The organism is Azospirillum sp. B4, assembly GCF_000333275.1.
Classification (GTDB): domain Bacteria; phylum Pseudomonadota; class Alphaproteobacteria; order Azospirillales; family Azospirillaceae; genus Nitrospirillum.
This window is the reverse complement of record NZ_BACU01000533.1, coordinates 1-14,444: the sequence shown is the minus strand read 5'-3', so window position 1 is coordinate 14,444 and position 14,444 is coordinate 1. Positions and strand designations below refer to the sequence as shown.

The following is a 14,444-nucleotide window of genomic DNA, read 5'->3' as shown; positions in this document are numbered from 1 at the left end:
TCACCCTGAACAGCACCGCGCTGGCCCTGTGGAACCAGGACATGAAGCGGGTGGTGGAGCCGGGCGCCTTCGACATCATGTTGGGCGCCAGCTCCGTCGACTTGAAGACCACCGTGCTGACGGTTAAGGATTGAGCACCATGAAGCGCCTCATCCGTTCCCTTCTGCTGGCCACGGCTACGGTCGCGCAGGCTCCTCAGGCCTGGGCCCTGGGCCAGCCCCAGTATATCCAGGCCGATGCCGCACCCGGTGGTTTCGCCATCGTCCAGGGTGGCATGGCCGCCCGCCTGCATGTGGACGAGCAGGACTACGCCGGCGTGCGGCGCGCCGCCGGTGACCTGGCGGCGGATATCGGCAAGGTCACCGGCGTCACGCCGGACCTGACCGCCGGGAAGGACCTGGGTGCCCTGCCCATCCTGGTGGGCACCCTGGGCCACAGCCCCACCATCGACCGGCTGGCGGCGGCGGGGAAGATCGACGCCGCCGCCCTCCAGGGCAAGTGGGAGGCCTTCCGCATCCAGGTGGTGGCCGACCCGCTGCCCGGCGTGGCCAGCGCCCTGGTCATCGCCGGCAGCGACAAGCGCGGCACGATCTATGGCCTGTACGACGTGTCCGAGCAGATCGGCGTGTCGCCCTGGTCATGGTGGGCCGATGTGCCGGTGCGCCACCGGGACGCCCTGTATGTGAAGGCCGGAACCTATGGCGAGGATCCGGCACCGGTGAAATATCGCGGCATCTTCCTGAATGACGAGGCGCCGGCCCTGACCGGCTGGGCCAGGGAGAAGTTCGGTGGCCTGAACCATCAGTTCTATGAACATGTGTTCGAGTTGATCCTGCGGCTGAAGGGCAATTACCTGTGGCCGGCCATGTGGGGCAACGCCTTCAATGAGGATGATCCGCTGAACCCCAAGATCGCCGACGAGTATGGCGTGGTCATGGGCAATTCCCACCATGAGCCCATGCTGCGGTCACAGCAGGAATGGAAGCGCCACGGCAGCGGCCCCTGGGACTACGCCAGGAACGGGGATGTGCTGCGCAAGTTCTGGGCGGACGGCGTGCGCCGGAACAAGGACTTCGAGAGCGTCGTCACCATTGGCATGCGCGGCGATGGCGACATGCCCATGACCGGGGATGAACGGGCGGCCAACACGGCGCTGCTGGAAAAGGTGGTGGCGGACCAGCGCCAGATACTGGCCCGGGAGGTCAACCCGGACGTCACCCAAATCCCGCAGATCTGGGCGCTCTACAAGGAAGTGCAGGAGTATTACGAGAAGGGCATGCGCGTGCCCGACGACGTGACGTTGCTGTGGTGCGACGACAATTGGGGCGACGTCCGGCGCCTGCCGACGGCGGAGGAGCGCAAGCGCCCCGGTGGCGCCGGCATGTACTACCACTTCGACTACGTGGGCGATCCCCGGAACTACAAGTGGATCAACACCAACTCCCTGCCCAAGGTCTGGGAACAGATGAACCTGACCCTGGAATATGGCGCGGATCGGCTGTGGATCGTGAACGTGGGTGATCTGAAGCCCATGGAGCTGCCCATCGAGTTCTTCCTGGATTATGCCCGCGATCCCAGCCGCTGGCCCAAGGAGAAGCTGCCGGAATTCACCCGCGCCTGGGCCGAGCGGGAGTTCGGGCCCGGGCACGCGGCTGAGATATCGTCCCTGGTCACCCGCTATGGCCGGCTGATCAGCCGGCGCAAGCCGGAACTGCTGGACGCCGACACCTTCAGCCTGACCGATTACCGGGAGGCGGAGCGGGTGGTGGCGGACTATCGCGACCTGGTGGCCAAGGCCGAGGCGGTTTCGAACGCCCTGCCGGCCGATGCCCGCGACGCCTTCTTCCAATTGGTGCTGCACCCGGCCAAGGCGGCGGCCCAGGTGACGGAGCTGTACGTCGCCGTCGGCCGCAACCGCCTCTATGCCAACCAGGGACGTGCCTCCGCGAATGCGGAGGCCGCGAAGGCCAGGGCCCTGTTCCAGGCCGATGCCGAGCTGGCGAAACAATACCACGCGCTGAATGGCGGCAAGTGGGACCACATGATGGACCAGACCCACATCGGCTACGCCTCCTGGCGGGAACCGCTCGTCAACGTGATGCCGGAGGTGCGGGAGCTGACCCTGCCGGCCGAGGCCAAGCTGGGCGTGGCGGTGGAGGGCAAGACTCAGGCCTGGCCCGCCCTGGATGGCAAGCCGATCAAGGACGCCGCCGTCTTGCCGGACCTGGATGTGGTCAACAAACCAAGCCGTTACATCGATATCTTCAACCGGGGTTCCAAGCCCTTCACCTATACCGCCAAGGCCAGCGCGCCCTGGATCACCCTCAGCCAGGCCAAGGGCACGATCGCGCGGGAGACCCGCCTGGAGGTTGCCGTGGACTGGAGCAAGGCGCCGCCGGGAACCAGTCCGGGCAGCGTCACCATCACCGGTGCCGGCGGCAGCGTCACCGTGCACCTGCGCGCCCTGAACACGCCCCCGCCGGCTGACGGCCAGCCAGCCTTCATCGCCGCCGACGGCTATGTCGCCATGGAGGCGGAGCACTACACGGCCAAGGTCGACGCCGGCGGGGCCGCCTGGCAAAAGATCCCGGATTATGGCCGTACCCTGTCCGGCCTGGCGCCCTTCCCGGTGACGTCGGCCAGTTTCGCCGCCGGGCAGGGCCCCCGCCTGGACTATCGTGTCTATCTGCCGGCCGCGGGGCCGCTGACGGTGCGGGCCATCGTCGGCCCCACCCTGAACTTCGTGCCCGGGCGCGGCCTGCGCTATGCCGTTGCCATCGATGACGAGGCGCCGCAGGTTGTGGATGTCCTGGCCGACGGTGGCGTGGCCGCCTGGTCGAAAGCGGTGGAGGAGAATGCCCGCATGCCCACCAGCCGCCACACGGTGGCCAGCGCCGGCTATCACACCATCCACGTCTGGATGGTGGACCCGGCCCTGGTGCTGACCAAGCTGGTGGTGGATCTGGGCGGGGTGAAGCCCAGCTATCTGGGCCCGCCGGAAAGCGCCCGGGTGGCCGCGCGATAAGCATAAAGCGGGAGGATTTTGATGCGTGTGAAATCACTGCCGGCCCTGGCCGCCGGCCTGATGCTGACCACCGCCGTTCCCGCCTGGGCGGAAGATGCGCCCATGCCGGTGGCCCCAATGGACGTGGCGCTGACCATGGATGACCTGCCGGTGCACGGCCCCCTGCCGCCCGGCCTGACCCGGGCGGAGGTGGCGCACCGCGTGCTGGCGGCCTTCAAGGCGGCGGGCGTGGCGGAGGTCTATGGCTTCGTCAACGCCAAGGGCCTGGTGGACGAGGGCGACGATGCCGCCCAGGTCCTGGACCTGTGGCGCAAGGCCGGCTATCCGCTGGGCAACCACGTCTATGCCCATGACGACCTGCACGGCCGCGACGTGGCGGCCTTCACCGCCGCCGTGACCGCCGACGAGGCGGCGTTGAAGGCCTATATGGGGGATGCTGACTGGCACTGGCTGCGCTTCCCCTACCTGCACATCGGGGAAACGCCGCGGAAGCGGCGGGAGGTCGCGGCCTTCCTGAAGGACCACGGCTATCGCGTGGCCGAGGTGACGCTCAGCTTCAACGACTACATCTACAACGCGCCCTATGCCCGCTGTATGGCCAAGGGCGACCAGGCTGCCGTGGCGCAACTCCGCCGCAACTATCTGGACCGCGCGGCGGAATCGCTGGACGTCGGGCGCCGGCAGGCCCAGTCCCTGTACGGCCGCGACGTGCGCCACGTCATGCTGCTGCATATCGGCGGGTTCGAGACGGTGATGCTGCCGGATCTGCTGTCGCTGATGAAGGCCAAGGGAGTCGCCTTCGTGCCGCTGGCGACCGCCGAGGCCGACCCCATCTACGCCACCAACCCCGACACCCCGTCGGATGGTACCGGTGGCCTGCTGGACCGGGAGATGGCGGCCCGCAAGCTGACTCCCCCCGCCCGCAGTCCCGACCCGACCCCCTGGCTGGACGGCCTGTGCCGCTGACGCCCCGAGTTCAAGAGGAAGCGCCCATGCGCGTTTGTTATCTCGCCCTGGCTGGGGCCTTGCTGGCCTCGACCATTGTTTCCGGGGCCGCCCATGCCGCCGACGTCACTAAAGCCGAGGCCACCAAATGGGTGGGCAGCTGGATGACGGCCGCGCAAGCGGGCGATGCCAATTCCGCCCCGCCGGCGCCAGGATTCGCCGACGCCACGCTGCGCCAGGTGGTGCACCTGAGCCTGGGGGGCCAGCGGGTGCGCCTGCGCCTGTCCAACGCCTTCGGCACCGCGCCTCTGACCATCCCCGGCATCCATGTCGCCCTCTCGGCCAAGGAGGGCAGCGGCCCCAGCGCCGCCATCCGCCCCGGCAGCGACCACGCCCTGACGTTCGATGGCCAGGCGTCCGTCACCATCCCCGCCGGCGGCGCGGTGTGGTCCGACCCGGTGGACTTGGCCGTTCCCGACAGGGCGGACCTGGCCGTCAGCCTGCGTCTCAAGGATGTGCCGGACACGGTGACCGGGCACCCGGGCTCCCGCGCCACCAGCTTTGTCGCCCCGGGCGACGCGCTGGCCGCCACCGACCTGCCGGGCGCCGCCACCGTCACCCACTGGTACGTCCTGACCGGTGTGGATGTGCAGGCGCCGGCCACGGCCAATGCCGTGGTGGTGCTGGGCGACAGCATCACCGACGGGCGGGACAGCACCACCGACGGTGACGGCCGCTGGCCGGACGCGCTGGCCAAGCGCCTGTTGCAGGGAAAAAGCCCGGTGGGGGTGCTGAACGCCGGCATCGGCGGCAACCGCCTGCTGCTGGACGGCAACGGCCCGCGTGCGCTGGACCGGCTGGAGCGTGACGTCCTGGACCAGACGGCCGTGCGCTGGTTGGTGGTGCTGGAGGGCATCAACGATCTGGCGACGGCGGTGAAGGCGGCGGAGCGGAAGGAGGTGGGGGCGACGCCGGATGCCATCATCGGCGCCTACCGTCAGATCATAGACCGGGCCCACGCGCGCGGCCTGGTGGTCTACGGCGCCACCATCCTGCCTTGCCAGGGCATTGGCTATTGCGACCCGGCGATGGAACCCAACCGCCAGAAGGTCAACGCCTGGATACGCGGCGGCGGCGCCTTCGACGCCGTCATCGACCTGGACCGTACGCTGGACGATCCCAAGAATCCCGGCCATCTGTTGCCGGAGGCCGACGGCGGCGACCACCTGCATCCAGGCGACACCGGCTATCGCCTGATGGCGGAAGGGGTGGACCTGGCGCTGTTCGCGCGGTGACCCCTTACAATCCCGGCGGAATCTTCGCCAGGATGCCGGAGCGGAAGGGGCCGGGGCGCTCGCCGCGCGCCAGCACGCCGGTGTCGCTGGCGGCGTACTGGGCGGCGAGATCCAGGGCGGCGGCGGCGGTCTCGGGCGTTGGCGTCTTGTCGCAGAACAGGTAGCTGGGCTTGCCGGGGCCCGACAGGGCGACCGTGCAGGCACGGTCGCAGCCGCTCATGCACTCCACCCCGTTCAGCGCCACGAGGGCGCGCCCCGGCCAGTCGGCATGCAGGGCGGCCACCGCCTCGAACAGCAGGCGGCCGTCGCGTACGGCCTCCGGCGGGGCGCCCTTGGGGCGGCAGGTGACGCAGATGTGCAGGGTGTGGGAGGGGACTTCGCTCACCGGGGCTTCCTTAAGGCCTGAACGCGGGCGACTATGGGGCCGGCCGGGCGGGGGCCGTCAAGGGGATACGGCGTATACCCGTCACAGGCGGCACCCGTCACAGGCGGCGGCGCCGCCGCCCGCTATAAGACGGCTGCAACCGCCCATGGGATTCCGGCCTGATGCCCGCAACGCCTCTCGAAATTTCGCCCATCCGCGCCCGTCATCTCTGGCTGTCGGCCCAGCGCCTGCTGGAACCGGCCCCGTTCGGCGCCGGCTCCCAGGCGGTGAAAGCGGCGACCGAGCACCTGGGCTATGTCCAGATCGATACCATCAACGTCATCGAGCGCAGCCACCACCACATCCTGCAGACCCGCATCCCGGACTACACCCGGGCGGACCTGGCGGCGGCGCAGTCGGTGGACAAGTCGGTCTTCGAATACTGGGCGCACGCCCTGGCCTACATCCCCACGGCCGATTACCGCTATTTCGCGCCGGACATGCGCCAGACCCGCGACAACCCGCCGGCCCACTATGCCGCCATCGACCGGCGCGATTACACGGCGTTGCTGCGTCGCATCCGTGAAGAGGGGCCGCTCAGCATCCGTGACATCGATGATGAGGTGCTGGTGGAGAAAGAGCACCTGTGGGCCAGCCGCAAGCCGTCCAAGCGCCTGCTGAACTTCGGCTTCTACAACGGCGACCTGACCGTTTCCGCCCGTGACGGCATGCTGAAGGTCTATGAACTGACCGACCGGCATTTCGGCTGGGACCGCCGGCCGCGCCCCGCGACCCCGGCCCAGGTGGCCGACTACCTGCTGCGCCGGGCGCTGCGCAGCCAGGGCGTGGTCAGCCTGGATTCCATCTGCTACGGCAACCTGCCCCTGAAGGCCGAGGTGCTGCCGTTGATCGAGAAGGCGGTGCGCGCCCGCCGGCTGGCGCCGGTGGTGATCACTGGGGCGGAGAAGGTGCCGCATTGGGCCGAGCCTGCGGCGCTGGAGGCGGCGGGGCCACCGGTGCCGGCCAACCTGGTCCACATCCTGTCGCCCTTCGACCCCCTGGTCATCCAGCGCAAGCGGCTGGAGGCCATTTTCGGCTATGTCCACCGGTTCGAGGCCTATGTGCCGGCGGCCAAGCGGGTGCTGGGCTACTTCGCCCTGCCGGTGCTGGTGGGGGAGGAGATCGTGGCGGCCCTGGACCTGAAGACCGACCGCCAGGCCGACCGCCTGCTGGTGCAGCGCTGGACCTGGATCGCGCCGGAACGGCCGGACCTGAAGGCCGCCATCGAGGAGGCGCTGGACCGCTTCCAGCGCTTCCAATTGGCGCCCCAGGCGACCGCGCCCTCAGTCCTGACGGCTTGAGGGCAGGGTCTCCAGCAGCGGCCGGGCCAGTTGCAGCACCTGATAGGCCACGGCGGTGGCGGGCAGGCCCGTGGGCTCCGCCGTCGTCAGGCGCAGGCGGGTGAGGGTCCAGGTGCGGGCGTCCACGCCCACGGCGGCGGCGACGACGCCATCTTCCTCCGCCACCTGGCGGTTCAACGCGATCTCATCGGCGCACAGGCCCGCCAGGCTGGCATCCACCGGGATGGGTGCCGTGTCCACCACGGCGAACCGGGCCTCCCGCGCGGGGCCCTTGCGGGCGTCCAGCGCCACGCGGACGTCGATGTCCGCCCGGCCGAAGGTGTCGGTGACCGTCTTGAACCGGCCCTGGACCAGGAAGTCCCGGAAGGCCGCGTCATGCCGCCACAGGTACAGGGCGGAATAGACGTTGGCGATGGCGCCCAGACGGCCGGCCTGGCGCAGCAGGAAGCCCTTGAAGTACAGCTCGGGCATGGCGGCCCAGCGGGCGACGTTGGCCTCCGCCCGGGCGCGCAGGATGTCCAGGTCGTAGTCGGCCGTCAGGCGGTGGCTGTAATGGGTGATCAGCATCGGGTGTCTTCCCCCGTTCGGTGGCGATATGGGGAGGATAGTCGCCAGCCGATGATCACATAATCATATGAATGGATATTCAGTCATTTCATTTTGAAATACTGTTCCCTCAAGCGCCGGGCGCCCGCATCCGCGGGCTTGGCTTGTCCTCGGTTTCCAGTCCGCTATCGCTCCCCGTAAACCTCCGGCGGCCCCATCGGGGCCTACAGCGTCATGTCGCTGGTCTCATTGGCGGTGCGCCGCAGGAAATCCGCCAAGGCCCGCACCGGCGGCGGGGTGTAGCGCTGCTTGGGGTAATAGAGGTACCAGCCGGGGAAGGGCGGGGAGTAGGCCTGCAACAGCGGCACCAGGGCGCCCTGGTCGATCAGCGGTTTCATCCACCGGTCCGACCAATAGGCGAAGGCGATGCCCACGCCCTGGGCCGCCGCCGCCAAGGCGGTATCGCGATGGGACACCACCAGCGGCCCGTCCACGGCCACGGCGAACCAGCGGCCATCCGCCTGGAATTCCCAATTGTACAGCTTGCCGCTGCCGGGCTTGCGCCAGTTGATGCAGCGGTGATGGTGTAGGTCGGCCGGCGTTCGCGGTTCGCCATGGCGGGCGATGTAATCGGGGGAGGCCACGGCCACCTGGTGCAGGTCCGGACCCAGTTTCACCGCCACCATGTCCTTGGCCAGCAGTTCGCCCAGCGTGATGCCGACGTCGAACCCGGCCTCCACGATGTCCACCACCGCGTCGTCGATGGCCAACTCCAGCACGATATCGGGATAAGTCACGTGGAAGCGGCCCAGCATCGGTTCCACCAGCGTGGCCGCCGCCAGGCGGGGCAAGTGCAGGCGCACGGTGCCGGTGGGGCTGCCGCGCAGGGTGCCGACGTCGGCGACCGCCGCCTCCATCTGTTCCATCGCCGGCTTGAAACCGGCCAGCAACCGGGCGCCAGCCTCCGTCAGCGCGGTGCTGCGGGTGGTGCGCTTGAACAAGGCCACGCCCAGCCGTTCCTCCAGCGCGCGGATGGTCTGGCTGAGGGCCGAGGGCGTGACCCGCAGCTGGGCGGCGGCGCGGGAGAAGTTCCCATGCTCCGCGATCATGGCGAAGGCCCGCAGATCGGCGAATTCCTGCCCGCGCATTCTATCTCCATGGCTAACAAGCGCATCCGGTTTATGTAGCATACCGCAGCGCCGGCACCTGTGGCCAACTGCCCGCCGATCCAACCATCGGCGGAACCTCTTATGTCCGACACTCAGATTTTCCTGATCACCGGCGTCAGCAGCGGCTTCGGCCGCGCCTTTGCCCAGGCCGCCCTGGCGGCTGGTCACACGGTGGTCGGCACCGTGCGGGACGCGACGGCGCGGGCCGCCTTCGCCGCCCTGCACCCCACCCGCGCCCATGCCATCCTGCTGGATGTCACCGATACCGACGCCATCGCGCCGGTGGTGGCGACGGTGGAGCGGGAGGTCGGCCCTGTCGCCGTGCTGGTCAACAACGCCGGCTACGGCCACGAAGGCATCCTGGAGGAATCCCCCCTGAGGGAGATGCGCCGGCAGTTCGAGGTCAACGTCTTCGGCGCCGTGGCCATGATCCAGGCCGTGCTGCCCTTCATGCGCGGGCGCCGGGCGGGACACATCGTCAACATCACGTCCATGGGCGGTTTCATCACCATGCCGGGCCTGGCCTACTATTGCGGCAGCAAGTTCGCGCTGGAGGGCGTCAGCGAGGTGTTGGCCAAGGAGGTCCGGGATCTGGGCGTCCGGGTGACGGCGGTGGCCCCCGGCTCCTTCCGCACCGACTGGGCCGGCCGCTCCATGGTGCGTTCAGCCCGTGGCATCGCCGATTACGACCGTCTGTTCGATCCGGTGCGCCAGGCGCGGGAGGAAAAGAGCGGCCGCCAAGCCGGCGACCCCACCAAGGCGGCGCAAGCGCTGTTGGCCCTGGTGGCGGCGGAGGCGCCACCGGTGCACCTGCTGCTGGGCACCGACGCCCTGTCCCTGGTGCGGGACAAGCTGGCGGCGCTGGAGGCCGAGATCACCGCATGGGAGGACCTGACCCGGTCGACTGACTTCACCTGAGGTCGCCTCACGGCTGAAGGATCAGCACCAGGTATGTGCAGGGCCGGTCGCCCCGGTTCTCGAACACGCAGTCCGCCGGCGGGCCCAGTTCCAGGCTGTCGCCGGCGGAGAGCTGGTGGACGGTGTCGCCCTCGGTGAAGGTCAGCTCCGCCGCCAGCACGTGGATGATGTGCCGGGTGAAGGCGTAGGCGGAGGCGGGGAAGGGCACGCGCGCACCCGCCGGCAGGTCGATGTGCACCAGTTCCAACGGCAGGTCGGAACCGGGCGGTGGCGCCACCAGGCGGCGGACATAGCCGGTGGCGGGGTCGCGCCAGCTGCGCTGTTCGCCCGCGCGCAGCAGACGGCGGCGGCCGTCATCCTCCGCCCGGGCCAGCAGCGCCGACAGGGTCAGGCCGAAGGCGCCGGACAGCCGGCCGAGGAGGGAGGCGGTGGGGCTGCTTTCCGCCCGCTCGATCTTGTTGATCATGGCGCGCGACACGCCTGCCCGTTCCGACAGGTCGGTCAGCGACCAGCCGCGCGCCTCACGCTCCACCCGGATGCGGGCGCCCAGCCGCGCATCCAGTTCATCCCCGTTCCCCGTCATCGTCCTCAAAAACCCGGCTTGCCGATCGCGGCATCGTATCACATAGTGGACGTGATGAAACTATAGTGAACGGATCGCCCGCCCATGACCGAGACCCGGACCGTCCCGTCCATCATCATCCGTCCCGCCACCCCGGACGATCTGGAAGACATCCGCGTCATCTACAACCACGCGGTGGTGCACACCACGGCCATCTGGAACGACATGCAGGTGGATCTGGAGAACCGCCGCCAATGGTTCGAGGCGCGCATGGCGCGGAACTTCCCGGTGCTGGTGGCGATGGCGGGGGACGCGGTGGTGGGCTATGCCGCCTATGGCGACTGGCGGCCCTTCGACGGCTTCCGCCACTCGGTGGAGAATTCCGTGTATGTGGCGCCCGAGGCGCAAGGCCGTGGGGTGGGGGAGGCGCTGCTGCGCGCCCTGGTGGCCTGCGCCCATGAGCGGGGCATCCACCGCATGATCGCCGCCATCGCCAGCGAGAACGCGATCTCCATCGCGCTGCACGCCAAGGTGGGCTTCCGCACCGCCGGCGTCTTTTCCGAAGCCGGCACCAAGTTCGGCCGCTGGCTGGACCTGACCTTCATGGAACTGGCCGTGGGCCAGGGGAGATTGGACGGGGGCGGCGCGTAACCCCCCCGTCCCGTGTTGGTGTCAGCTCATCGTCGGGATGACGAAGCTGGCGCCCTCCTTGGTGCCGGAGGGCCAGCGCGAGGTGACCGTCTTGGTCTTGGTGTAGAAGCGCACGGCGTCCGGCCCATGCTGGTTCAGGTCGCCGAAGCCGGAGCGCTTCCAGCCGCCGAAGGTGTGATAGGCCAGCGGCACGGGGATGGGCACGTTCACGCCCACCATGCCTACGTTCACCCGGGCCACGAAGTCGCGGGCGGTGTCGCCGTCGCGGGTGAACATGGCGACACCGTTGCCGTAGGCGTGCTCGTTGGGCAGGCGCAGCGCCTCCTCATAGCTGTCGGCCCGGGTGATGGACAGGACGGGCCCGAAGATCTCGTCCTGGTAAATCTTCATCGCCGGGGTCACGTGATCGAACAGGCTGCCGCCGATGAAGTAGCCGTTCTCATGGCCCTGCATCCGAAAGCCGCGGCCGTCCACCAGCAGCTTGGCGCCTTCCGTCACGCCAAGGTCGATGTAGCCCTTCACCCGCTCCAGGGCCTCGCGGGTCACCAGGGGGCCGTAGTCGGCGCCCTCGTCGGTGGACAGGCCCACGCGCAGGGATTCCACGCGCGGCACCAGGCGTTCCACCAGGGCCTCGGCCGTGGCCTTGCCCACCGGAACGGCGACCGAGATGGCCATGCAGCGCTCACCCGCCGAGCCATAACCGGCGCCGATCAGGGCGTCCACCGCCTGGTCCAGGTCGGCGTCCGGCATGATGATCATGTGGTTCTTGGCGCCGCCGAAGCACTGGGCGCGTTTCCCATGCTCCGCCGCCGTGGCGTAGATGTAGTTGGCGATGGCGCTGGAGCCCACGAAGCCAACGGCCTGGATACGCGGGTCGGTCAGCAGCGTGTCCACCGCCACCTTGTCACCGTTCACCACGTTGAAGATGCCCTCGGGCAAGCCGGCCTCCAGGAACAGTTCCGCCAGGCGCAGCGGGACGGAGGGATCGCGTTCCGATGGTTTCAGCACGAAGGCGTTGCCGCAGGCGATGGCGGGGGCCGCCTTCCACAGCGGGATCATGGCCGGGAAGTTGAACGGCGTGATGCCGGCCACCACGCCCAGCGGTTGGCGCATGGAATAGATGTCGATGCCGGGGCCGGCGCTGTCGGTGTATTCGCCCTTCAGTAGGTGGGGGATGCCGATGGCGAATTCCGCCACCTCCAGCCCGCGCTGGATGTCGCCCTTGGCATCCGGGATGGTCTTGCCATGTTCGGAGGACAGGAGGCGCGCCAGGCTGTTCATCTCCCGGTTCACCAGCTCCACGAACTTCATCAGCACACGGGCGCGGCGCTGCGGATTGGTGGCGGCCCAGGCGGGCTGGGCGGCGGCGGCGGCGGCGATGGCGGCCTCCACCTCACCCTGGGTGGCCAGCGGCACCTTGGCCTGCACCTCGCCGGTGTTGGGGTCGAACACGTCGCCGAAGCGGCCGGACGTGCCGGCGACATGGCGGCCGCCGATGAAATGCGTCAATTCCCGGGCCATGGGGCCTTCCTCCTGCTGTTGTTTTGTGGAAGTTAAGCATTCATATTCCTGCACGTACAGGGCGCATATTCGTCTTTGGTTGTGCGGGAATTCCCATATGGAAAGCTCTTTTGACTGGGATGCCCTGCAATCCTTCCTGGCGGTGGTGCGCGCCGGCAAGCTGACGGCGGCGGCCCGGCGTCTGGGCGTGGACCATTCCACCCTCAGCCGGCGCATCGCCGACCTGGAACGCACGCTGCAGACCCAGCTGTTCACCCGCAGCGTCCAGGGCTATGCCTTGACGCCCCAGGGGGAAAAGCTGCTGGCCTCTGCCCAGGCCATGGAGTCCGTGGCGCTGGGCATATTGGGGGAGGTCGCGGGTTCCAGCCTCAAGGTCGCGGGCACGGTGCGCATCGGCGCGCCGGACGGCTTCGGCACCGTCTTCCTGGCGCCGCGCCTGGGGGACCTGGGCGCCGTCCACCCCGACTTGGTGGTGGAACTGGTGACCACGCCCCGTCTGTTCAGCCTGACGAAGCGTGAGGCCGACATCGCCATCGGCCTGGCCCCGCCGCGCGAGGGGCGGCTGCACGCCCGCAAGCTGACCGACTATCAACTGGGCCTTTACGCGGCGCGGGACTACCTGGACCGCCGAGGCGCGCCGCAGCGCCGGGGCGACCTGCGTGACCACCGTCTGATCGGCTATGTGGGGGAACTGATCTACGCACCGGAACTGGACTACATCCCCCTGATCGAGAAGGACCTGACGCCCAGCATCACCAGTTCCAACCTGATGGCCCAGTACCACATGACGCTGGCGGGGCAGGGCCTGTGCGTCCTGCCCTGCTTCATGGCCGGGCTGGAGCCGCGGCTGACCCGCGTGCTGCCTGACACCGTGTCCCTGACCCGGTCCTTCTGGCTGATCGTCCATTCCGACCTGCGCGCGCTGGCCCGGGTGCGCATCACCTCCGACTTCATCGTGGAGGCGGTGAAGGCCGCTCGGGGAACCTTCGTGCCCGGGGACTGAGGCGTCCCACCGGGTATCCAAGGGAATCAGTAGGCCACCGCTATCATGGCCGCTGTCACTGATTCTAGAGTCATTCCGGCTTTCATTGAAGCGCCAGGCCAGATCGCCGGAATGACTCTAAACCTCTACTCCGACGCGCAAGGAAGGGTTCAGATGCCTTCATATGAACCGATCAAGACACTAGCGGGGCGTCTCCTGTAACAGTGCCGCCAGTTTGCTGTAATCTTCACGCAAGGTGATAACTGCTCTTCCAGTTCCGCCTTGGTCCGCCGAAGCTGACCCACCGTGGCGGCATCGCTTACATCCGTACCATCCGCCACATAGACGATCCGGCGGCGGAACGGGCCGTAGATGCTGGCGTCGCCTCCGACCGAAACGGTAAACGGTGTGGACGCTTGCGATCCTGAACCCAGGGCGACGGCGCTGGGCGCATACGCACCGGCATGAAAGCCGATGGTGACCGCGTCGAGGGCGGGGGTGCCAGTTTGGTGCGCCCGGTCCTGCTGCCGCCGCCCAGCGCCATTCCCACGGCCTTCGTGGCGGAGGTGCGGAGCGGCCAATGGACGGATGCCATCCTGCACAGCCTGGTGCATTACACCTGGGGCCTGGTCCTGGGCTCCGTCGGCGGCATCGCCGCCGGCGTCCTCACCGGCATGTCGCGCCGGCTGGAGGACTTCACCAGCTGGGTGGTGCGCCTGCTGCGGCCCATCCCCGGCCTGGCATGGGTGCCGTTCGCCATCATCTGGTTCGGGGTGACGCCCACGGCGGCCACCTTCATCATCGTGCTGGGTGTCTTCTGGATCAATTACTTCGCAGCATTGGGTGCCGTGCAGGCGGTGGACCGCGACCTGCTGGAACTGGCCGACGCCTTTGGCCACCGCTCCACCCTGGCCAAGCTGGTCAAGATCGTGCTGCCGGCGGCGTCGGGCGCCATCCTGGCGGGATTGCGCACCGGGTTGGGCCAGGCCTGGATGTCGGTGGTGGCGGCGGAGTTGTTCGGCGTGCCCGGCCTGGGCCAGCGCATGATGCAGGCCAGTTCCCTGCTGGCGACCGATATCGTCATCGTCTACATGGCCACCATGGC

General features: G+C 68.6%; 13 protein-coding genes and 1 pseudogene. 9 read left to right on the top strand and 5 right to left on the bottom strand.

Annotated features, from left to right (window positions below):
- Positions 1 to 5 precede the first annotated feature (5 nt).
- The 4 genes from I55_RS39580 to I55_RS24060 are packed head-to-tail and all read left to right on the top strand — an operon-like array spanning position 6 to position 5,265.
- Positions 6 to 134 carry a fibronectin type III-like domain-contianing protein gene (locus tag I55_RS39580; RefSeq protein ID WP_376739207.1) on the top strand — a complete coding sequence of 43 codons (129 nt, stop codon included), beginning with the start codon at positions 6 to 8 and terminating at the stop codon, positions 132 to 134.
- 5 nt (positions 135 to 139) lie between these two features.
- Entirely contained in the window at positions 140 to 3,025 is a 2,886-nt protein-coding gene (locus I55_RS24070; protein ID WP_044563209.1) for a glycosyl hydrolase 115 family protein, read from the top strand.
- Positions 3,026 to 3,046: 21 nt separating this feature from the next.
- On the top strand, positions 3,047 to 3,991 hold the full coding sequence (locus I55_RS24065; RefSeq protein ID WP_044563207.1) for a polysaccharide deacetylase family protein: 945 nt from the start codon (positions 3,047 to 3,049) through the stop codon (positions 3,989 to 3,991).
- A 26-nt stretch (positions 3,992 to 4,017) separates the two neighbouring features.
- Positions 4,018 to 5,265 (top strand): SGNH/GDSL hydrolase family protein, encoded by a 1,248-nt coding sequence (locus I55_RS24060; RefSeq protein WP_044563205.1) that lies wholly within the window; start codon positions 4,018 to 4,020, stop codon positions 5,263 to 5,265.
- A 4-nt stretch (positions 5,266 to 5,269) separates the two neighbouring features.
- Here the strand turns inward: I55_RS24060 and I55_RS24055 are convergent, their stop codons facing one another.
- Positions 5,270 to 5,650: a DUF1636 domain-containing protein gene (locus tag I55_RS24055; RefSeq protein WP_044563204.1), complete on the bottom strand. Its 381-nt coding sequence runs from the start codon at positions 5,648 to 5,650 to the stop codon at positions 5,270 to 5,272.
- A 161-nt stretch (positions 5,651 to 5,811) separates the two neighbouring features.
- Between I55_RS24055 and I55_RS24050 the strand changes: the two genes are divergently transcribed.
- A complete protein-coding gene (locus I55_RS24050) occupies positions 5,812 to 6,990 on the top strand; it encodes a winged helix-turn-helix domain-containing protein (RefSeq protein WP_044563203.1) in 1,179 nt (392 codons plus the stop codon).
- Here I55_RS24050 and I55_RS24045 read toward each other — a convergent pair.
- Positions 6,973 to 7,557, bottom strand: coding sequence for a DUF4865 family protein (locus I55_RS24045; protein WP_044563202.1), 585 nt, complete (start codon positions 7,555 to 7,557; stop codon positions 6,973 to 6,975). The two genes, I55_RS24050 and I55_RS24045, sit on opposite strands and share 18 nt — an antisense overlap.
- 245 nt (positions 7,558 to 7,802) lie before the next feature.
- Positions 7,803 to 8,684: pseudogene (locus I55_RS24040) on the bottom strand (LysR family transcriptional regulator); the annotation flags it as partial.
- Between the two features lie 102 nt (positions 8,685 to 8,786).
- On the opposite strand from I55_RS24040, the gene I55_RS24035 reads away from it, so the two are divergent.
- Positions 8,787 to 9,623, top strand: coding sequence for an oxidoreductase (locus I55_RS24035; protein ID WP_044563199.1), 837 nt, complete (start codon positions 8,787 to 8,789; stop codon positions 9,621 to 9,623).
- Between the two features lie 7 nt (positions 9,624 to 9,630).
- Here I55_RS24035 and I55_RS24030 read toward each other — a convergent pair whose 3' ends face one another.
- Positions 9,631 to 10,206 carry an XRE family transcriptional regulator gene (locus I55_RS24030; protein ID WP_044563198.1) on the bottom strand — a complete coding sequence of 192 codons (576 nt, stop codon included), beginning with the start codon at positions 10,204 to 10,206 and terminating at the stop codon, positions 9,631 to 9,633.
- An 84-nt stretch (positions 10,207 to 10,290) separates the two neighbouring features.
- Here I55_RS24030 and I55_RS24025 point away from each other — a divergent pair, with 84 nt between their 5' ends.
- Positions 10,291 to 10,836 carry a GNAT family N-acetyltransferase gene (locus I55_RS24025; RefSeq protein ID WP_044563196.1) on the top strand — a complete coding sequence of 182 codons (546 nt, stop codon included), beginning with the start codon at positions 10,291 to 10,293 and terminating at the stop codon, positions 10,834 to 10,836.
- Positions 10,837 to 10,857: 21 nt separating this feature from the next.
- Here I55_RS24025 and I55_RS24020 read toward each other — a convergent pair whose 3' ends face one another.
- Positions 10,858 to 12,357 carry a CoA-acylating methylmalonate-semialdehyde dehydrogenase gene (locus I55_RS24020; protein ID WP_044563194.1) on the bottom strand — a complete coding sequence of 500 codons (1,500 nt, stop codon included), beginning with the start codon at positions 12,355 to 12,357 and terminating at the stop codon, positions 10,858 to 10,860.
- A 97-nt stretch (positions 12,358 to 12,454) separates the two neighbouring features.
- Between I55_RS24020 and I55_RS24015 the strand changes: the two genes are divergently transcribed.
- The gene (locus I55_RS24015) at positions 12,455 to 13,360 is read left to right on the top strand and encodes a LysR family transcriptional regulator (protein WP_044563192.1); all 906 of its coding nucleotides are present in this window, start codon (positions 12,455 to 12,457) and stop codon (positions 13,358 to 13,360) included.
- A 443-nt stretch (positions 13,361 to 13,803) separates the two neighbouring features.
- Positions 13,804 to 14,444 (top strand): ABC transporter permease (locus tag I55_RS24010; RefSeq protein WP_044563190.1); only part of this gene is annotated, 641 nt, incomplete at its 3' end.

What these genes read in the sequence shown, in the direction of transcription:
- I55_RS24035 (WP_044563199.1), top strand. Translation starts at nt 8,787, where the DNA reads ATGTCCGACACTCAGATTTTCCTGATCACCGGCGTCAGCAGCGGCTTC.
- I55_RS24020 (WP_044563194.1), bottom strand. Translation starts at nt 12,357, where the DNA reads ATGGCCCGGGAATTGACGCATTTCATCGGCGGCCGCCATGTCGCCGGC.
- I55_RS24070 (WP_044563209.1), top strand. Translation starts at nt 140, where the DNA reads ATGAAGCGCCTCATCCGTTCCCTTCTGCTGGCCACGGCTACGGTCGCG.
- I55_RS24050 (WP_044563203.1), top strand. Translation starts at nt 5,812, where the DNA reads ATGCCCGCAACGCCTCTCGAAATTTCGCCCATCCGCGCCCGTCATCTC.
- I55_RS24030 (WP_044563198.1), bottom strand. Translation starts at nt 10,206, where the DNA reads ATGACGGGGAACGGGGATGAACTGGATGCGCGGCTGGGCGCCCGCATC.
- I55_RS24060 (WP_044563205.1), top strand. Translation starts at nt 4,018, where the DNA reads ATGCGCGTTTGTTATCTCGCCCTGGCTGGGGCCTTGCTGGCCTCGACC.
- I55_RS24045 (WP_044563202.1), bottom strand. Translation starts at nt 7,557, where the DNA reads ATGCTGATCACCCATTACAGCCACCGCCTGACGGCCGACTACGACCTG.
- I55_RS24065 (WP_044563207.1), top strand. Translation starts at nt 3,047, where the DNA reads ATGCGTGTGAAATCACTGCCGGCCCTGGCCGCCGGCCTGATGCTGACC.
- I55_RS24025 (WP_044563196.1), top strand. Translation starts at nt 10,291, where the DNA reads ATGACCGAGACCCGGACCGTCCCGTCCATCATCATCCGTCCCGCCACC.
- I55_RS24015 (WP_044563192.1), top strand. Translation starts at nt 12,455, where the DNA reads ATGGAAAGCTCTTTTGACTGGGATGCCCTGCAATCCTTCCTGGCGGTG.